The following is a 19,663-nucleotide window of genomic DNA, read 5'->3' as shown; positions in this document are numbered from 1 at the left end:
TAAGCCATTCCGGATTCAATTTTACTTCCGGGATGGCTTTTTTTTGGTTTTAGACTGTATTAAAGTTGGATGTTGTCCAGCGCCAATTTTTATTACATAAACTACAGGATGAATAGCTTCTATAGTTAAGTTAGATAATAATTGTGAATAATAAAGATACTCAAATTGAAACTAAATTGAAATGTACTGTCAATTAAAACAGGAGGTTATAAACCATGAAAACCCCCACAAAAAAAGTTGACCCCGAGAGTATCATCCCCCAATTCATTCCCAACAGAGTTTATATAGAACAAGGAGCTCTAGAATATCCGATTGGCAAGGGGATCAAGGAAAAGTTTGACAAGGAAGGAGTTCCTATTAAAATTATTAAAACTCATCAAAGGGTGACTGGAATACCGGGTGATACCAGGGAGGAGGGTTATCGGGAGGCTAAACGGACTCTGGTAGTAGGTGTTAGAAAATCTAAGGACTTTCAAACTTGTAAACCCTCGGCTCATTATCAGCTGCCACTGTCCACTAGCTGTCCCGGCCTATGCAAGTACTGCTACTTAAATACCACCCTGGGAAAGAAACCATATCTCAGGGTTTATGTCAATATTGACGACATTTTAGCTAAAGCAAAGAATTATATTGATAAAGGTGCCCCAGAGGAGACGGTTTTTGAGGGAGCTGCTACTTCCGATCCATTACCTGTCGAGGGTTTGACTGGTAATTTGCGAAAAAGTATAGAATTTTTTGCCCGTGAAGACCTGGGGAGATTTCGTTTTGTTACTAAATTTACCAATGTGGATTCACTCCTGGACTTAGAACATAATAAAAAGACTAGAATAAGGTTTAGTTTGAATACTGATCGGGTTATAAAAGAATACGAACAAGGAACACCGGGTTTGTATCAAAGGATAGAAGCTGCTGGTAAAGTTTACCGGGCTGGATATCCCATTGGTTTTATCATTGCCCCAATAATGTTAACTCCTGGCTATCGCAAAGAGTATAGACATCTTTTGGAGAATTTGCGGGAAGAATTATTAAAATCTGGATTAGATGCTCAAAGTGAAATACCCTTTGAATTGATAACACACAGGTTTACTGCAAGAGCCAAACAAAATATCGAAGAGATTTTTCCTCATCACGGTTTACCTATGGACGAATCAAAACGTCGATTTAAATACGGTCAATTTGGATATGGTAAATACGTCTATCATAAGGAAGATATGGAAGATTTACAAAGATTTTTCAATGACGAAATTAAGAAACTGTTTCCCGGTGGGGAAATTGTTTATTTTGTTTAAACTATAGAATGTGATATTATGTAATCAGTATCAATCAGTATTGTGAATTTAAGATACTAATGACTTTTCAAAAGGAGGAATTTAGGTGTCAGAAAAGGTGGAGCTGTTTACAACACCTACATGCCCGGCGTGTAAACAGGTGAAATCATACCTGGAAGAACAGGGCGTGGATTATGTGGAACATGATATATCTCAAGATGATGAAGCCCGTAAAAGAATGGCTGAAGAAACAGGGCAGATGGTAGTACCTATTGCCAAGATAGGTGATGACTATATAGTGGGTTTTGATAAGGAAGAATACGACCGTTTGCTGCAGCTTTAACTTGGCTGCAGCTTTAGTAAAATTACCTATTTAGTATTAAAAAGCTGTGATAGATTTATCATGAAAATCAGGGGTGATATTCACATGAAATTATTAAGGGTAGACTTGACGAAGAGAGAGATTAACACTGAAGAAATTACAGGAGAAGATGCACTTCTAGGTGGCAGAGGAATGGTGGCTAAAATCCTGTCACAGGAAGTTGATCCGGCTATTGACCCCCTAAGTGAAGAAAACAAGCTTGTAATAGCAGGTGGCATTTTTGCTGGCACCAAGTTAACCAGCAGTGGGCGTTTATCCATTGGTGCTAAAAGTCCCTTAACGGGAGGGATCAAGGAAAGTAATGCCGGTGGCACCAGTGCTGATCGGCTAGCACGGCTAGGTTATCGAGGAATAATTTTGGAAGGACAAGCCCAGGATCAGCTGATTATGGTGATTAATGACAAAGGTGTTTCTTTTGAAGCGGCCGATGAACTGCAAGGTCTAGGAAACTACGAAACAGCTAAACAACTACTGGACAAATATCCTGGTGCCGGATTAATATCTGTTGGTCCTGCAGCAGAATACGGGGTACTTTCAGCCTGTGTATCTAATACTGATTGTGACGAAGCTCCCAGCCGAGTTAACGGACGTGGAGGTATGGGTGCTGTCATGGGACTAAAAGGAATTAAAGCTATAGTTTTAGATGATTCACAAAGTGATGAACTGGCGTTACGCAAAAAAGAGCAATATCAGGAAATGGCCAAAGATTTTTCTAGAATTGTAGCAAATGCCGATACTACAGCTAATTATCGCAAATACGGAACTTCTGCTCTGGTTAAAGTGACCGATGGCTTGGGAGCTCTTCCTACAAAAAACTTTTCTAGAGGTAGCTTTGAGGGAAGTGACAATATTTCAGGTCAGAAAATGTATGAAGAAATTATTAATCGCGGTGGTGAAGGTAAAACTTCCCATAGCTGTATGGATACCTGTGTAATTCGGTGTTCCAATATTTTCCCCGATGAGGAAGGTAATACCTTAGTGGCCCCTTTAGAATATGAAACCATTGGTCTTGTGGGCTCAAACCTGGGAATTGATTCCCTGGATCAGATAGCCAGGATTAATTATAAGTGCAATGATGTGGGAGTAGATACCATTGAGTTTGGAGCAACTATGGGTGTTGCCATGGAAGAAGGATTATGTGAATTCGGTGATTTTGAAAGTGTTATGGACATGCTCAATGAAATTCAAGAAAATACTCTTTTAGGAAGATTAATTGCTTCAGGTGCCAAGGTTTTTGGAAAAGTATTGGGGGCCAAGCGAGTCCCTGTCGTTAAAGGGCAAGGCTTACCCGCTTATGACCCCCGTAGTATTAAAGGTTTAGGGGTTACTTACGCAACCAGCCCAATGGGTGCTGACCACACAGCGGGAAATACTGTCAGAGCGCCATTAAAACATTCTAAAAAGGAAGGCCAGGTAGAAGCTTCTAAAAGCTTGCAACCCTTTGTAGCTGCCATGGATACTCTGGGCATGTGTGTATTCTTGGCACCATCAATTGGCAAAAAAAGGCATCTATTAGCTGACTTGGTAAATGCTAGACTGGACTTTGATATTACAGAAGATGATTTAATGGAATTGGGACGAAAAGTTCTTGCATGGGAAAAAAGGTTTAATGAACAAGCTGGCATTACAAAAGCCTATGACGATTTACCTGAGTTTTTTAGAAAAGAAGAAAATCCCGACTCCGGGGCTAGTTTCGATATAGATAAAGATGAATTACAGAGAGTATTTGATGATTTCCCTGATTTTTCTTAATTTAGATTTTCATACATCCTGGGCATGGTTTCTGGGTAAACTTAAGTTTATCGGGTTGTTCCCAGTTCCATGCCCGGTATTGTTCACCTTGGATTTTTTTACGGCTTCTTCTGTAGATATTACTTCAAGGCCATAGATCCAGTTGCAGCTTTTAAGGATGAATTAGTTTTACATGTCTAGAAGGATTCCAGTCAAATCCAGTGTATTAAGGTGTATCCAATTAGAAAATTTTATATAAAGGGACTTTGAAATTTTATAAAAATATGTTATTATATAAATCGGCAGGGGAGAAAAACTGCCTTGATCTTAGAACAACTTATAGTTGTCAGAAGGTAGGGGAGTAGCTCAATTTGGCAGAGCAGCGGCCTCCAAAGCCGAAGGTTGCGGGTTCGAGTCCTGTCTCCCCTGCCAATTTTTAAGCTTTTCTTGTTATATAATTCACATAAATGATTGGTGCTCAAAATAGCCAGAAAAAAGCCTATGTATAGACATAGTTTTTATAGGTTATAATATTTAAAAAAGTCAAACAATTTTTAAAAAACTGTTTACAAACTACTTAATAAAGGTTATAATGGAAAGTGAAATGAGTGAAACGATTCACTTTATAATAGAAAAGTGAAAGCATAGAACAAACAAGTGAACTAGAAGGTCTATATAAATCAATTTCAAGGAGGGATGGACCATGGAACATAGGCATTGGCAATTACTTAAAAAGGAACGTGAAGCGCTATACGAGCAATTCCTGTCTGCGACAGGAGAAGCTAAGAGTGATTTACTTGTAAAAATTATGGAGTTAGATGAGGAAATGGAGGCGTTGGAAAGAGATCAACAATCTCCAGTGATTCCACATAAATCGAAAAATTATTTTAAGGATTCTGCTGGTTAATGTCTCATGGCGTTGATGGCGTTGATCAAGACTTTTTTTATTTTTTAACTGTATATTTTGAGCTCGTTGCAGAAAGTAAACAGCCCTAACCAAAGCTGTTAAGCCAAGGTCAGGGCTGTTTTTTATGTGTTCATGGAGATGTGTTTACTGTTTCTGGATGGGGTGTATTGTAGAGTTAGGTAGTAGATTTAGAGTTAATTCATTTCCATAGAGTCACCAGGTTCAAGGACAAAGCATTCGCTATTTGTTTTTTCCTGGATATCTTTTTTGAATTGCTCGTCATCAGCGGGGATTAAAGGCCAAGTATTATAGTGGACTGGCATGACTGCCTTTGGTTTTAGATATTGTGTTGCCATGACAGCTTCCTCGGCTCCCATGGTAAAGTTTCCACCTATGGGAAGGATGGCTATATCTATTTCTTCTAATTCGGATATTAATTTCATATCACTAAATAGCCCGGTATCTCCTGCGTGATAAACTTTCTTTCCATGAAAATCTACTACAAAGCCACATGCTAACCCACCATCAATACCAGAGCCGTGTAGTGCTGGTGTTACCCGAACTTTACCGAAATCGAACTCTTTAGTTCCACCTATGTGCATAGGATGGGCTTTTACCCCCTTTTGTTCAGCGGCTCCTGCAATTTCAGCCGTAGAAATAAGTAATGAATCATTATCCTTGGCAATTTCTAGGGCATCTCCTTTATGATCGTCATGATAGTGTGTTAATAGAATGTAATTCGGGGAAACATCGGATGATGAAATTTTAGCTACTGGATTGTCATCGATAAAGGGATCAAAGATTATTTTGTCATCACCTTCTGACAACTGTACACAACCGTGACCGATAAATTCTAATTTCACATGGATCCCTCCTTTGTTAATTTGCAAATTACTCCCTGTAATATTATACCATAGCCGGTAGTGATTTAAAATTTTCATTTTAAGGTGTTTTTTTGCTATAATATCAATAATGATAAAATCAACTTTTGATGACGTACAATATTTTGTGTAAAGGTTGACTAAAACAAAAAAAGTAGGGTATCCTCGGAATTTGGAGAAAAAACCCAAGCCGTTTTTACGGCTAGAAAGGAGGATACCCTACGTTGAGTAGTGTACCAAATTCCGAGCAAAAAAATCAACTAGAAGAAATCATGAAAAGTTTTGTTCAGGAATTTCTTCAAGAAAAAATTGAACTCATCATGCGTGAAGAAATTAGAAACTTTTTAAAAGAGCAAGACGAAAAGAATTATCGAAACGGCTATTACACACGTTCTCTAGACACCTTGTTTGGCCAAATCGAAGATCTTAATGTACCAAGGGATCGAAATGGTGATTTTCAAACCCAGCTAATAGAACCGTATCAAAAGCGTGATTGCTGGCTTGAAGAAGCTATCATCAGGATGTACCAAAAAGGTATGAGCACTCGTGATGTAGCAAAGTTCATTGAGACCCTTTTAGGCGATTCTTATTCGCCTAGTACGGTAAGTAATATTACTGAAGTAGCTTTAGAAGATATTCAAGAGTTTCAAAACAGGCCACTCAAAAAGCGTTATAGTGTTCTCTACCTGGATGGCATGAACATCAAGCTGCGGCGTGATTCAGTAGAAAATGAGTCTGTTTACATAGCTTGTGGTGTCGATGAAGAGGGGTACAGGGAAATACTAGGTTTCTACGTTGGTGGTAGAGAAAACGCCTTGGGTTGGCAAGAACTATTAAATGACCTGCACTCTCGTGGTGTACAGGAAGTATTGCTAGGTGTGTTTGACGGACTTCCTGGTTTGGCTGATGCTTTCAAGAAGGTGTTTCCTAAAGCTGATGTCCAGCAGTGCGTCATTCACCAGGTTAGAAATACTTTGAATGCCGTAAGAAAAAAAGACCAGTATGAAGTTGCTGAAGACCTAAAGCCTATATATAAGTCTTTTTCTAAAGAAGAGGCTCACCACCATTTCGAAAAATTTAAAGAAAAATGGGGTTCAAGGTATCCCCGTGTTGTAGATTCCTGGGAAAAGAATTTGCCTAATTTATTAACTTTCTTGGATTATCCATCTGATATTCGAGCTGTTATCTACACTACAAACTGGATCGAGAGAACTATTAAGGAAATTAGAAAACGTCTAAAGACTATGAACAGTTTAACTAGCCCAAAGGCTGCCGAAAAAGTGATCTTCTTTGCTATTCAGGACATCAATGTTCGATGGGCTAATAAAAAACTTCGTGGTTTCAAACAATGCCAGCACAAGCTACAAGAAATGTTTGAGCTAAGATACGACTGTTAAGACTTTTCCGAGGGCCCTACGCCCTTTACACAAAATTCTTGACACTACCCAACTTTTACAGCAAGATCATATCAAAAACCATATTCAACCACATATCACGTATTTAAACACCATGTTATAGTTATGTGTTAAAATTAGTTTTATTAAAATGACTGAGGTGTCCTATGGATGATTTATAATTTTATTGATTCTTTAATAGAAGGAAAATTTCAGAAAAGATTGAACAGGTTTGTTTGTAATGTAGAAGTTAATGGTGAAAGTCGGCTATGCCATGTACCCAATTCGGGAAGGATGAAGGAACTGTTACTGCCTGAAACGCCCGTTCTACTGCAGAAAAAGCAGGGGAAACAGCGTAAAACAGATTTTGATTTAGCCCTGGTTCTATATGAAGGACACTGGGTTTCAGTGGATAGCAGACTTCCCAACAAACTTTTTGAGATTTTGGTAAAGAAATCTTTGCTACCTGAAACTTCTGTAGCTTATGGAGCCGAATTCCTGCGCCGTGAACCCAGTTATGGTAGGGGCAGGTTTGATATGGAACTAATGTCAACAAATAGTGATAGAATTTTAATTGAATTGAAGTCAGTAACACTTGTCCAGAATAACTTGGCACTTTTTCCCGATGCTCCGACAGATCGAGGGAGGCGACATCTAGAAGAATTAACTGATTCTTTGCGGGAAGGTTATCAGCCGGCAGTTATTTTTTTAGTGCAAAGGGACGATGCCTTGTGTTTTGCCCCTAACTGGGAAATGGATGAAGCTTTTTCGAAAGCTTTGGTACAGGCGCAAGAGCAGGGAGTAGCTGTTGAAAGCTACGCTTTTAAGGTGACTCCTGAAGGTTTAAATTATTGTCAGCGACTGCCTGTAACAACACAACGGGAGGTTGAATAAAAATGACCTTTTCAAAGGATAATGCCTCTGGCTTGAACAGACAGAAAAATAATTTGAGGGAGCAAGATGAACAACAAGAACGAGGTTTAAAAATCCTGTTTACCGCAAATTTAAAGGAACACCATTATAAAAATATAACAGCTAGTTTCCCTTCCATAGAGCTGGTGGCCAGTGCCGAAAAAGAAGTAATTGATAAAGAGATTAAAGATACTGATATATTAGTGGCCTGGGGACGGTTTATCTCCAAAGAATTACTACAAAAAGCTACCAAATTAGAATGGATTCACGCCTTGAGTACAGGTGTGGATGAATTTTTAATCCCGGAAGTAATTGATTCTTCTGTAATACTTACTAATTCCCGGGGAATTCACCGGGAACAAATGTCAGAGCATGTGTTCTCTTTTTTACTGGCTTTTGTCAGGCGCCAGTTTGATTATCATAATCAGAAACAGGACAGTCAGTGGCAGTCCCTGGAAATGTCTACTCTGGCCAATAGGACTATTGGAATCCTGGGGCTAGGAGCCCTGGGAGAAGAAATAGCCAGAAAAGCCAAAGCTTTTGATATGAAAGTACTGGCAACTAAAGAAACTCCCAGGATTTTTCCTCATGTTGACGAAATTTATTCTTCAGATGAACTTGATAAAATTTTGCCGGAAGTTGACTATCTGGTACTAACAGTTCCTCTAACGGAAAAAACCAAAAATATGATTGGGGAACATGAATTGAGACAGATGAAAGAAACAGCTTTCTTGGTAAACGTTGCCCGGGGAGAAGTAGTTGACGAACAAGCTCTATATCGAGCTCTTAAAAAACGTTGGTTGGCAGGAGCTGGCCTGGATGTGTTTTCTCAAGAACCGCTACCTGGCGAATCACCATTATGGAATCTGGATAACTGCTACATAACCCCTCATGTGGGTGGGGCATCTCCCGATTATGTAAAAAAAGCTGTAGAGCTATTTAAGCGGAATCTTACCGCTTATTTAGGCGGAAATGTTCTACCGACAGAAGTTGATAAGACTAGAGGTTATTAAACTAGGACTAGAGGATATTAATTGGAACCAGCTTGGAGAAAGGGGATAAGATATGAACTTCAATCTCACTAGTAAAATCAAGACAGGCCGGGTTATCTTATTTGTCATTATATTGCTGGCCTGTTATTTAATGGCAGGAGAAATTATGTATGCTTTGGCTGATAACCGGCCTGGATATTCACAAGATTACTACCAGACAATTATAAATTACTTTCCCAGACAAAGGGCAGAAGCCATGTACAGGCGGGCAGGCTTCTTAAAGGATCAGGCTTTTAGTGATCAGCTGTTTGTTATGCCAGGTAGAAGCGGTAGCCCGGGAGGAGATGCCGCTTTAAAAGATCCTGTTTTAGAGGAAGGAAAGGATCCTCTGAAAGAAGCTCGAGAGTTATTATTAGAATTGCAGTCTAGCTTTCCTTCACATGATGAAGCGGGTAGGGCATCGTACCTCTTAGCTAGGATTGCACTTAAAGAGGGCGACCTGGAAGAAGCAGTAAATCATGGGTCAGAATACTTGGATACCAGAGAGGGCTTTTCCCTGCAGGGACATGCTTTACTTCTTCATACTTATTTGGAAAAAGAAAATCACAATGAAGCTGCCAACTTATACGAAAAATCCCTAGAACATGAAAAAAGAGACCCGGTAGATTCTCACCTGGGGATATTATATAGTGATAGATTGGTGAGCTTAGGCAAATATCAGAAAGCGGCAACGGTGTTAGAATCAGAACTGAAATTTTTGCAGAATTGGCATGAGGAATATAAAGAAGAGCGAGCCCACCTGACTGATACTGATCCATATCAGGCAGATTTGAATGTGTACAGGTATAAAGCAACTGTTAAGGCCAGGCTAGAAGGTTTGGAACAACTATTGGCCCAAAATCAGGGGGACGGTGACAGTGATGATGAAATTACTGGCTCTACATTGAAAGGGCAATTGAACTTGGACCACGGGGCCCTTGATCAGGATACGAAGCAGGAAATATTACAGGAACTAGAAGTCTATTTGATTCGCCCTTATCATCAGGTTAGATCCTTTGAAATGATCGATAAAGCTCCTAAAACCCTAGTAGATGAACAAGGGAATTTTCAATTTGACAATCTCCCCCCTGGTAGATATGGAGTCGCTATTCAGGGGAAATCCCAGGAACTTTCGGACTTTTATTTACAAGAGCTAGTGCCTCCCTTTGTGGAATTGGGTTTAGCTGAGCACGATCAAAGTAGTCAAGATGATCAAAATGGTCAAAGAGAGGAAAGAGAGTATCAAATCAAATTGACTGAACCAATAGACTTAAAAGAACCCGAGATTTCTAATGGCAAATTTAATTTGGAATGGGAAGAGGTATCAGAGGCTGCTTATTATAATTTTGGATTTGGAGAAGTCTTTAGAAATGAAAAGGATGAAATTACGACAATTAGGTCAAGAAATATGATGAGGGGTTTAGAAGACAATTCCCTGTCTGTAGCCTTAGAGGAATTACAGCAGCAAGCCCCTGGCTTTAGCAGCTTCCGAGGTCATATTACACCCGGTAGTGTATTGGGGCTTCCTTATGCAGGGGGAGAGTTTATGCCTATTGTGTCGGCATATGATGAGGATGGGAACTTACTAAGTAATAGTACAGCTTATAGAAACTATGCCGGTGAAGATAGTCTGGCTCTATACTCCGTGTCTGATGAGGAGATAGAAATGCATCAAGGTCTTCAGGAGACTAGGGACATGATGTTTAACCGTGAACACATAGATGCCATTCACAGTTTAGAGAATTCCTATGAAAAATATCGTGAAGACCTGAAGGAAGATGAAGAAATTCATTACCTATTATCTTTAGCCAGGGTATACCATCATGGAACCAATCCCTTTGGAAGAAATAAAGATTTAGATCTATCCTTGGAATACCAAGAACAACTGGAAAATATGCTGGATGATCAGGATATTTATGATCGCCTACTTAGTAGAGTACAATTTTTTCAAGGAATGACTCTGCTACAAAAACGAGAGTATCAGCAGGTAATTGAATTAATTGAGGAGGATTTTTCGGACAGTATCGAAGAATTTAAAGATGAGAAGATAGAAAGGTTTATCATGACTGATGCCGGTGAACTACTGGCTCATTCTTATCTATTAGAAGGAAATCCCCATGATAGTTGGGAAGCGTATCAACATGTCATGGAATTAGCCAATCGTCCTCGCCAATACAAAGAGGAAATCTTGTTAATAAACCTGGTATTACTTGAAGATTTCGATACTATTCATAAACTGTTTAACCGGGACACAAATCTTAGAGATGAATATTTATATGCCCTTGAAGACATGGAGTCTTCACCGCCATCTGAAGATCAAGAGTTCTATGAAGAGTATTTTAAACCGACTTTAACCAAGCTGATCGAAGGTCAAGAAGTAGATAGCAGTGAACGTAGGGATGCAGAAGAGTTAATTAGAGAAATTTCATATGAATATCCTGATCGTCAGGGAGAACTATATTTTTTAACACGACTGTACTATGATATGAGATAGAAGAATACATCTAACACTCTCGAACAGTCGTATTAGAGCTTTATAATCAACTATTCATCATTATTAAATCTGAACGAAGGAGGTTTTATTTTGAAGGATATTAATGAAATCAAAGAACTGATTCCCCATCGCTATCCCATCTTAATGGTAGATAGATTGGAAGAATTGGAACCAGGACATAGGGCTAAAGGTGTTAAAAACGTATCTGCTAACGAACCTTTTTTACAGGGACATTTCCCAGATCGTCCTTTGATGCCTGGAGTTTTACAAATAGAAGCCATGGCCCAGGTAGGGGCCTGTGCTCTGATGAGCCTTCCAGAAAACGAAGGAAAACTTGCCGTTTTCGGTGGTGTGGATAAAGTTAAATTTAAAAGACAAGTACAACCAGGGGATGTGCTCAGTATAGAGGTTGAGCTAACCCGGGTTAAAGGTAGTATCGGAAAAGGTGAAGGAAAGGTATATGTAGGAGATGAACTAGCGGCCCAAGGTCAGCTCACTTTTGCTCTTGTGGAAAAATAAGACGGGCTCGGCGAATAGCATCGTCACCAAATTTTTCTCGCATTTCATCAAGGGTCCATTGTAGCTGCTGTTCTTTTTCGTACTGTTCATTAGACATATCAAGGGAAAGCTGTTGCTGAGTAGATGAAACCAGGTTGCTGACAGTTACTCCTAATAGTCTGATTTCATCACTAGGTTTTAAATTCATATTTTGAAGCAGTTCCTGGGCATGGGCATATATCTCTTTATCTTGATCTGTTTCCGGAACTGTTTTCTGTTTGGTCCAAGTTTTAAATCTGGAATCCCTAATTTTAACTGTAACAGTTTTCCCTTTGTAACCTGCTTTTCGCAGGCGAGCTCCTACTTGTTCAGAGAACTTCAGTAGATGGGGAATTAACTGATTATACTGACTCCCCGCAGTCAGGTCCTGGGCAAAGGTTTTTTCCTGCCCGATGGATTTAGGAGGTTCTTCTGGTACTACCTCCCGGTCGTCATATCCCTTGGCTAAAAGCAGGGTGTCTTCAGTGATATTAAAGGATTTGGCCAGGCTGTTTATATTTTGAGCCTTTGCAAGCATTTGCTGTAGTTCACCTATTGTATGATAGCCCCGGCTTTTTATCCGAGCAGTGGTTTTTTCACCCACTCCCCAAAGTTTATCTACTGGCAGGGGTGCTAGAAAGTCCTGTTCCTTACCTGTTGGAACATGAGTGAGTCCTGCCGGTTTTTTAAGATCAGAAGCGACTTTTGCGATGAATTTATTTGTAGCTACTCCAATGGAACAGGTGAGTTGAAGTTGGTCGCTAATCTGTGTTTGGATTTTCTCTGCAATGTTTACAGCATCACCAAATAAATTGAGAGAACCTGTTACGTCAAGAAAGGCCTCATCTAGTGATAAGGGCTCAACTAGTGGAGTAAATTCAAGAAAAATTTTTTTTATTTCCTGGGAGACCCGTCGATATTTATCCATATCAGGTCTCAGATATACACCATGGGGGCATAATCTTTGAGCCCGATACATAGGCATAGCTGAGTGAAGGCCGTATTTTCTAGCTTTATAACAGCATGTGGAGACAACACCTCTTCGGCTACCACCGATAATAACGGGTTTGTCTTCTAGCTCTGGGTTGTCTCTCTTTTCCACTGAAGCGTAAAAAGCGTCCATATCAATATGTAGGATCTGTCTGTAATTATTTTTGTTACGGTCGTATTTACTGGTAGTCATGCATTATCCTCCTAAGACTAATTGTTTTAGTATCTGTATTTATTACTTGTATTTGGATATTATTCACCATAATTAATTGATTTCCTTCTCATTTTAGGTCAATTTTTTGAACCAGTCGTCATGCATCCTCGTGACCTTAGTCATGGGCGGTTAATGGTCTATAAAATTGACATAAATATGTTAATTTTATAGAATAAATATAACTTTGTTGATTTTTGGAAATCAGGAGGTGAGAAATAATGAGCAAAAAATTAGTGACGTCGGAATCTGTTACCGAAGGCCATCCTGATAAGATTGCCGATCAAATATCCGATGCCATATTAGATGCCATGCTTGAAAAAGATCCATCCGCTAGAGTGGCTGCTGAAACTACTGTGACCACAGGTTTGGTCCTGGTTACAGGTGAAATCACCACAAAGTGTTATGTAGACATTCCTAAACTGGTTAGAGAAACTGTACAAAATATTGGTTATACCAGGGCAAAGTACGGCTTTGATGGTGAAACTTGTGCTGTGCTAACTTCCATTGACGAGCAGTCCCCTGATATTGCCCAGGGAGTAGATCAAGCTTTGGAAAAAAGGCAAGAAGAAATCACCGATGATGAAATTAATGCTATCGGTGCCGGGGATCAGGGAATGATGTTTGGTTATGCTACTAATGAAACTGAAGAGTACCTACCCTTACCCATTGCTTTGGCTCACAAGATTACTCGTCGTTTAGCAGCTGTCAGAAAAGATGGAACTTTACCCTATCTACGTCCAGACGGAAAAAGTCAGGTGACAGTAGAGTACAGAAATAATGAACCTTACAGGGTGAATAAAGTAGTAGTATCATCCCAGCATAGTCCTAAAGTGACGGTAGACCAATTGGAACAAGAAATTATTGATAATGTGGTAAAAGAAATCATTCCATCTAAATTCTTAGATGAGACTACCGAATATTTAATTAATCCCACGGGGCGTTTCGTTGTAGGAGGACCTCAGGGAGATGCCGGGGCCACTGGTAGAAAGGTGATTGTAGATACATATGGTGGTGTTGCACGCCACGGTGGTGGTGCATTCTCCGGCAAAGATCCTACAAAAGTTGATCGTTCTGCCGCTTACGCTGCCAGATATATAGCCAAAAATGTAGTTGCTGCAGGCCTGGCAGATAAATGTGAACTCCAAGTAGCTTATGCCATCGGTGTTGCTAATCCTGTCAGTGTTATGGTTGAAACTTATGGAACAGCTAAGATTCCAGAAGACCAGATCGAAGAACTAGTTAATAAACACTTTGATCTCAGGCCCGGTGCTATTATCAGGGATTTGAATCTATTAAAACCAATATACCGGCAGGTAGCCTGTTACGGCCATATGGGAAGAACTGATATTGAGTTGCCTTGGGAACGAACTGATAAAGCAGAAATCTTAAAAACAGAAGCCGGGATTTAATTTTACGAAAAAGGGCTGAGCACAGTCAAAATGTGTTTCAGCCCTTTTTTGTTAATACGAAAAACTATCTTTATTTTTTCATAAACTTTTAAGTTCAAAAATATATTGTAAATAGTCATCCCAATACTTTTTGCATAATAGTGATTAATAGTGATTAATAGTGATAAATGACCATATTATAAATGGAGAGGGGACTATTGCTTAGGTGGGTGAGGTGAATGGAACTGTTAAATAAAACAATTGACCAATACTTGGAATTGATTTCTGCCGACAATGAAACGGCTGCCGGAGGGAGCACCCTTGCTGTTTCTGCAGCTATGGGATCTCATTTAGTAATCATGTATTGTAATATTTCCATGGGCAAAAAATCTATTAGAAAAAATTCTGCTAATTATTACTTATTAGAGGAGTGCCGGGAAAAGGCCAAAATTTTAGGTGATGATTTTCGCAGATTCATCGAACGGGATGTAGAGGTGGTAAAACGCTATTTCGAACACAGAGATGAAGATACAGCAAAAGAATTAACCCTAATACCTTTTATGACTGCTCAGAGGGCTAAAGAGCTACTTAGAGTGATTGAAAAAGTTAAAGGGCAGGGGTACAATCCCCTTGAGCCGGATTTAATGGCTGGTGCGCACCATGCACAAAATGCGCTCTATGGTAGTCTAATCAATGTACATCAAAATCTGGATCTAATTAAAGATAAGAACTTCTATCGAATGATAAAAGTTGAAGCTGCTAATCTGGAGCAAACAAGTAAAGAGTTAATTGATAAAATTAATCACAATGAAGTGACAGCATATGATGGCTGAAAGGCTGGCCAAGGGTGCCGCCATATTAATGGCAGCCGGGGTGGTCAGCAAGCTTCTAGGAGCTTTTTACAGGATACCCCTTTCTCGGATTATAGAAGCTGAGGGCATGGGCCTTTACGAAATGGCCTATCCCATTTACAGCCTACTTCTAATAATGGCTGTTTCAGGTGTTCCTATTGCCGTTAGCAAGCTAGTTTCCGAACAAATCGCCCAAGGTAAAGAAAAAGAAAGACTGAGAGTTTTTGCGGTCTCATTAGTTTTTTTATTCATCACTGGTTCTTTCTTTTCCGGTCTTATGTATTTTTTGGCCGAACCCATTAGTTATGGATTTCTCGGAGATTATCGAGTAATTTATTCTCTCAGGGCTATTTCTCCGGCCATCTTGATTGTGTCATTAATGGCAGCTTTTCGCGGCTATTTTCAAGGTCTTAGAATAATGAGTGCCACAGCTATTTCCCAGGTTACGGAGCAATTTGTCAGGGTAATAACAATGCTAGCTCTGGCTTATGTTTTGGTTGAAAGAGGAATCGCTTATGGAGCAGCAGGAGCTACCTTTGGTGCTGTTACCGGTGGGTTGTCAGGTCTAATAATAATGTTATTATTAATACCCCTGTACGGTGTTGGTCCGGGATTGTTGAACTTTTTTAAGGCTATCCTGTCAACTCTTAATTTGGTCCGTTCAGTTCCCTTAGTTATTCGGCTGCTATCCATAGCCATCCCCGTTTCTTTAGGAGCCCTGGTTATGCCTGTCATGCAGACATTAGATGCCATGATAATTCCACAAAGGTTGCAGGTAGCGGGTTTTAGTCCATCAGAAGCCACCCATTTATACGGTTACTTATCAGGAATGGCCCTTAGGCTGGTGAGCTTGCCTACGACTTTATCCCTGGCTCTTGGATATAGTCTTGTCCCAGCATTAGCCGAGAGTACTGCCCTGAAAAAGTTTGATTTGGTTAGAAGTCAACTGGGAAAAGCTATCAGACTGACCTTTATTTTCTCGATTCCTTCATCAGTGGGTCTATTTGTTATGGCCGAGCGCTTAACTTTATTATTGTTTGGCTATGAAGGAGCAGGGGATCCCCTGAGATTTTTGGCAGCGGGAACAATTTTTCTATCTTTTCAGCAGGTAAGTGCTTCAGCTCTGCAGGGTACCGGTTATCCGGTACTTCCGGTAAAAAACCTGTGTTACGGAGCCTTGGTTAATTTAGTCATAAATTATTATTTAACGGCTATTCCCCAAATTGGAATAATTGGTGGGGCTATCGGTACTTGTACCGGGTTTTTGGTGGCTTCTATATTTAATTTTAAAGACATTAAAGGTAAAATAGGCTTGTCAAATACACAACTTGGTTTAATCAGAAAGCCGTTATTATCTGCTGTGGCCATGGGAGCCATTATTACTTATTTTCAGCCCATTTTGGATAATTTAGCTCCTAACTTTAGTGTAGGCACTGTTATGGGAATGGCACTTGGTGCTGTGAGTTATGGGATAATTTTAATCACATGTGGCGGTATTTCCACTGATGACTTGGAGAGTATCCCTAAGATTGGTCCAGGAATAGCAGGTTTTATTAAGAAAATCGGTCTTGGTTCTTAAGGATGGTTTTTATACCATTAAAAATTCCTTGAGCCATAATAGTTTTAAAACCATCATCTCTCATCCACCCTTCTTCTAATCTACTTGTAATGTTACTAATTTCTACCATGAGACTTTTATCGGGATGAATTTGCATTAGTGGGTCTGTGGTTTTGAAAACTCCACCATTAGGAAAAATTAATTTTTGAAACAGGGCTCTTTGCATGAGTTCAGCCCTTTGTTGTCTGTTACTACTTATACCTGTAAATCCTGTCCTTGGCCCAATTATTCTCCCCATGGGATCCTCTCCCGTATGTAATGAGATTAGCAAATCAGGTGAGATACTTTTCACCTGATTTATTTTTCTTTGAAGGGGTACTTGCTTATCCTGGTTGCGTAGGAGGACAACTTGCCCCTGATATGCTTCGAGTAGTGTCTTAGCTCTTCTGGCCAGGTCTAGAGTAACTTCTTTTTCCTGTAGAGATGTAGGGCTGATACTGCCACTGTCATTCCCACCATGAGCTGGGTCTATTACAATCAATTTGTCTTGTATAATTTTCCTTAAAGGATTCCTATCTAAAGTTAAAATTATTTGATTAGGACAAGCTTTGTTAATATTCACCTTGATAGGAGTTTGATGTTCTAGAATAATTTTTAAGGAAATCTTACCTTCCCACTCTTGTTTCAGGTGGACTTCTTTAATTAGGCCATCTCTAGGTGCCAAAGTTGTAGGAGGCATATTAAGATGGATATCTGAGAAAGTACAGAGATATCTTAGAGAATCCAAGGATTCTATTTCAGGAGTAGCTGAAAAGGGATAACAATCCACTCCTATGAGAGAAAAAAAATCTCCATCTTTTTCTTCAATTTTTGTCCATAGATTAGTAATCCAGTTTTTCCTTTGATCACAGTTCATAAAATCACCTCAATATGCCCTTCCGGGTTAACAGGGGGTAATAGATATATTATGTTAAAACAAGAGGTATTGTTAAATTTTTGGAAAAATTTTAGTTCAACAAAGGAGTTTACTATATTTTTATAGAATAGGTAATTAGCACTAGAGTAGACATAATTAAACAAATTGTTGCATGAGTATAGTTTTTAGTTAAAATTGTGACAGAACTAATCACACTGGGGGATTTAGATATGGCTGATGACAACCATTTCGCTCCGAGCGAAAAAGTGGATGTAAAAGTTGTAGATGACATCCTAGAAAAGACTATCGACAATATTCAAAACGGTAAAGTACAAATCTTTGAAATTGCCGAATCGGCTCGAACTGAATATGATCAGATGCAACAAGAACTAAAAGAGATAAAAAACAAGGTCAGAGAAGTGATTCAAGAAGTGGACAACCTGGAAAAAAAGTGCCATCAGGCCAAAGTCCACTTGGCAGATGTCAGTAAGCACTTCGATACTTATTCTGAAGAAGATATTAAAGAAGCCTACGAACAAGCCAGTGATTTGCGTGCACGTTTGACAATAATGAAGGAACGGGAACAGCAGCTTAGAAACCATAGGGACAGTACTGAACGTAGACTTAAGAACCTGAAAAAAACCATAGAGAAAGCCGAGAACATCGTTAATCAAATGGGAGTAATAGAAAATTACTTATCTCAGGGGCTGGGCGGATTACAAGAAACCTTGGAAGACCTGGAAAAGAGAAAAGCTATTGGCCTGAAAATTATCAGAGCTCAAGAGGAAGAACGTAGGAGAGTTGCTCGGGAAATACACGATGGCCCTGCTCAGAACTTAGCTAATATGGTGCTCAGAACAGAATATTGTGAAAAACTGATTGATGCTAACTCTGGAACTGATGAAATCAAAGAAGAATTAGGAGAACTCAAACAGCAGGTACGAACTAACTTAAAGGATGTCAGAAAAATTATTTTTGATCTTAGGCCTATGACATTGGATGATTTAGGACTAGTACCTGCCATACGCAAGTTGATTCAAGGAGTGGAAGAGGAAAGCAATATTGAGGGTGAATTAAAAACTTTTGGAGAAGAAAAACGCCTGAACCGGTATATTGAAATTGCCTTGTTTAGGACTGTACAGGAAGCTCTGAATAATATCAAAAAGCATTCAGGGGCTAAGCGTTTTTGGGTTAAAACAGATTTTAGCAATGATACTATTCATATTATTATTCGCGATGATGGTAAAGGTTTTAATCCTGAAGACAAGTTGCAAGATAGTGAGGATGATAGTGATAGTGAACATTTTGGTATATCAAATATGAAAGAAAGAGTAGAAAGCCTCGGTGGTGAGATTAATTTTAGTTCCAAACCAAAGCAAGGAACTAAAATTTCTATTAAAGTACCAGTCTTTGTTAACTAATTATCTAAAGGAAAGGGGGGGGGGAATATGAAAACCATGGATGAAAATAAAACAATCCGCATTCTTTTAGCTGATGACCATGCACTGTTTAGGCAAGGACTTAAAAAAATACTCGACATGGAAGAAGATTTGGCAGTATGTGGTGAAGCACAAAATGGAGAAGAAGTGGTAGATAAAGTTAAACTACTAAAACCTAATATAATTTTAATGGATATTAATATGCCTTTATTAAATGGAGTGGAAGCTACTAAATACGTAAAAGAAGTTTCTCCTGAAACTAAAGTGATTGCACTGACCATTCACGAAGATGAAGAATATCTCTTCGAAATAGTCAAAGAGGGAGCTGCAGGGTTCTTGTTAAAAGATGTGGAAACACCTACCCTTGTACAAGCCATTCAGGAAGTTAATAAAGGTAATTCTTTTATCCATCCTACTATTACCCACAAGCTCCTTGGCGAATTTAATCGCCTGGCACAGAATTCTCCCAGAAATATTAAATCCGATGAAGCAGTGCAATCAGAATTAACTGGTAGGGAGAAAGAGATTTTAGAGTTAATGGCCCAGGGATACACCAATAAAGAAATATCCAAAGAACTATACATATCAGAGAAGACAGTCAAGAACCATGTATCAAATATTTTACGGAAAATGGATGTAACAGATCGAACACAAGCAGTTATAACTGCTCTAAAATGTGGTGTAGTGCAAATTTAGTAAGCTTAATCAAAATGATTTATCACCCCGGCGATATTAGAAACATATAATGAACTATCAAAGAAGAGGAGAAA

Annotated in this window: 17 protein-coding genes and 1 tRNA gene; 15 read left to right on the top strand and 3 right to left on the bottom strand. The window is 39.2% G+C overall.

Translation table 11 applies throughout. The features are described 5' to 3' along the window. Positions 1–215: 215 nt before the first annotated feature. The 5 genes from splB to NTHER_RS11860 all read left to right on the top strand — a co-directional run bounded on the left by splB (position 216) and on the right by NTHER_RS11860 (position 4,288). The gene (gene splB / locus NTHER_RS11880; RefSeq protein WP_012448756.1) at positions 216–1,289 is read left to right on the top strand and encodes a spore photoproduct lyase; all 1,074 of its coding nucleotides are present in this window, start codon (positions 216–218) and stop codon (positions 1,287–1,289) included. An 85-nt stretch (positions 1,290–1,374) separates the two neighbouring features. Further along, the gene (locus NTHER_RS11875) at positions 1,375–1,611 is read left to right on the top strand and encodes a glutaredoxin family protein (RefSeq protein WP_012448755.1); all 237 of its coding nucleotides are present in this window, start codon (positions 1,375–1,377) and stop codon (positions 1,609–1,611) included. An 84-nt stretch (positions 1,612–1,695) separates the two neighbouring features. Then, positions 1,696–3,402 (top strand): aldehyde ferredoxin oxidoreductase C-terminal domain-containing protein, encoded by a 1,707-nt coding sequence (locus NTHER_RS11870; RefSeq protein ID WP_012448754.1) that lies wholly within the window; start codon positions 1,696–1,698, stop codon positions 3,400–3,402. A 334-nt stretch (positions 3,403–3,736) separates the two neighbouring features. Next, a tRNA-Trp gene (locus NTHER_RS11865) sits at positions 3,737–3,813 on the top strand. Positions 3,814–4,084: 271 nt separating this feature from the next. Continuing rightward, positions 4,085–4,288, top strand: a complete 204-nt coding sequence (locus tag NTHER_RS11860) for a hypothetical protein (protein ID WP_012448753.1) — start codon at positions 4,085–4,087, stop codon at positions 4,286–4,288. 194 nt (positions 4,289–4,482) lie between these two features. On the opposite strand, the gene NTHER_RS11855 is transcribed toward NTHER_RS11860, so the two are convergent. Then, entirely contained in the window at positions 4,483–5,151 is a 669-nt protein-coding gene (locus NTHER_RS11855; protein ID WP_012448752.1) for a metal-dependent hydrolase, read from the bottom strand. A 242-nt stretch (positions 5,152–5,393) separates the two neighbouring features. Here NTHER_RS11855 and NTHER_RS11850 point away from each other — a divergent pair, with 242 nt between their 5' ends. The 5 genes from NTHER_RS11850 to fabZ all read left to right on the top strand — a co-directional run bounded on the left by NTHER_RS11850 (position 5,394) and on the right by fabZ (position 11,519). Continuing rightward, positions 5,394–6,566, top strand: a complete 1,173-nt coding sequence (locus tag NTHER_RS11850; RefSeq protein WP_012448751.1) for an IS256 family transposase — start codon at positions 5,394–5,396, stop codon at positions 6,564–6,566. Positions 6,567–6,734: 168 nt separating this feature from the next. After that, the gene (gene sfsA / locus NTHER_RS11845; RefSeq protein ID WP_012448750.1) at positions 6,735–7,457 is read left to right on the top strand and encodes a DNA/RNA nuclease SfsA; all 723 of its coding nucleotides are present in this window, start codon (positions 6,735–6,737) and stop codon (positions 7,455–7,457) included. A 2-nt stretch (positions 7,458–7,459) separates the two neighbouring features. Further along, positions 7,460–8,488 carry a D-2-hydroxyacid dehydrogenase gene (locus NTHER_RS11840; RefSeq protein WP_012448749.1) on the top strand — a complete coding sequence of 343 codons (1,029 nt, stop codon included), beginning with the start codon at positions 7,460–7,462 and terminating at the stop codon, positions 8,486–8,488. Between the two features lie 52 nt (positions 8,489–8,540). Further along, positions 8,541–11,000: a tetratricopeptide repeat protein gene (locus NTHER_RS11835; protein WP_041367144.1), complete on the top strand. Its 2,460-nt coding sequence runs from the start codon at positions 8,541–8,543 to the stop codon at positions 10,998–11,000. A gap of 90 nt (positions 11,001–11,090) precedes the next feature. Then, the gene (gene fabZ, locus NTHER_RS11830) at positions 11,091–11,519 is read left to right on the top strand and encodes a 3-hydroxyacyl-ACP dehydratase FabZ (protein WP_012448747.1); all 429 of its coding nucleotides are present in this window, start codon (positions 11,091–11,093) and stop codon (positions 11,517–11,519) included. On the opposite strand, the gene NTHER_RS11825 is transcribed toward fabZ, so the two are convergent. Beyond that, a complete protein-coding gene (locus NTHER_RS11825; RefSeq protein ID WP_012448746.1) occupies positions 11,494–12,720 on the bottom strand; it encodes a DNA polymerase IV in 1,227 nt (408 codons plus the stop codon). The two genes, fabZ and NTHER_RS11825, sit on opposite strands and share 26 nt — an antisense overlap. Positions 12,721–12,959: 239 nt before the next feature. Here NTHER_RS11825 and metK point away from each other — a divergent pair, with 239 nt between their 5' ends. The 3 genes from metK (at position 12,960) to NTHER_RS11810 (ending at position 16,559) form a co-directional block, all read left to right on the top strand. Next, on the top strand, positions 12,960–14,150 hold the full coding sequence (metK, locus tag NTHER_RS11820; protein WP_012448745.1) for a methionine adenosyltransferase: 1,191 nt from the start codon (positions 12,960–12,962) through the stop codon (positions 14,148–14,150). A 218-nt stretch (positions 14,151–14,368) separates the two neighbouring features. Then, the gene (locus NTHER_RS11815; protein WP_012448744.1) at positions 14,369–14,962 is read left to right on the top strand and encodes a cyclodeaminase/cyclohydrolase family protein; all 594 of its coding nucleotides are present in this window, start codon (positions 14,369–14,371) and stop codon (positions 14,960–14,962) included. Beyond that, the gene (locus NTHER_RS11810) at positions 14,952–16,559 is read left to right on the top strand and encodes a putative polysaccharide biosynthesis protein (RefSeq protein WP_052291981.1); all 1,608 of its coding nucleotides are present in this window, start codon (positions 14,952–14,954) and stop codon (positions 16,557–16,559) included. Before NTHER_RS11815 ends, NTHER_RS11810 begins: the two co-directional genes overlap by 11 nt. On the opposite strand, the gene NTHER_RS15370 is transcribed toward NTHER_RS11810, so the two are convergent. Beyond that, the gene (locus NTHER_RS15370; protein ID WP_012448742.1) at positions 16,534–17,454 is read right to left on the bottom strand and encodes an N-acetylmuramoyl-L-alanine amidase family protein; all 921 of its coding nucleotides are present in this window, start codon (positions 17,452–17,454) and stop codon (positions 16,534–16,536) included. The genes NTHER_RS11810 and NTHER_RS15370 overlap by 26 nt on opposite strands. 230 nt (positions 17,455–17,684) lie before the next feature. Here NTHER_RS15370 and NTHER_RS11800 point away from each other — a divergent pair, with 230 nt between their 5' ends. After that, positions 17,685–18,875: a sensor histidine kinase gene (locus NTHER_RS11800; protein WP_012448741.1), complete on the top strand. Its 1,191-nt coding sequence runs from the start codon at positions 17,685–17,687 to the stop codon at positions 18,873–18,875. 27 nt (positions 18,876–18,902) lie between these two features. Beyond that, on the top strand, positions 18,903–19,589 hold the full coding sequence (locus NTHER_RS11795; RefSeq protein ID WP_012448740.1) for a response regulator: 687 nt from the start codon (positions 18,903–18,905) through the stop codon (positions 19,587–19,589). The last annotated feature ends 74 nt before the right edge of the window (positions 19,590–19,663 follow it).

It is taken from the genome of Natranaerobius thermophilus JW/NM-WN-LF (assembly GCF_000020005.1).
In the GTDB taxonomy this organism is placed as follows: domain Bacteria; phylum Bacillota; class Natranaerobiia; order Natranaerobiales; family Natranaerobiaceae; genus Natranaerobius; species Natranaerobius thermophilus.
Note: the sequence above shows the minus strand (reverse complement) of the source record. Positions and strands in the feature narration are given on the sequence as shown.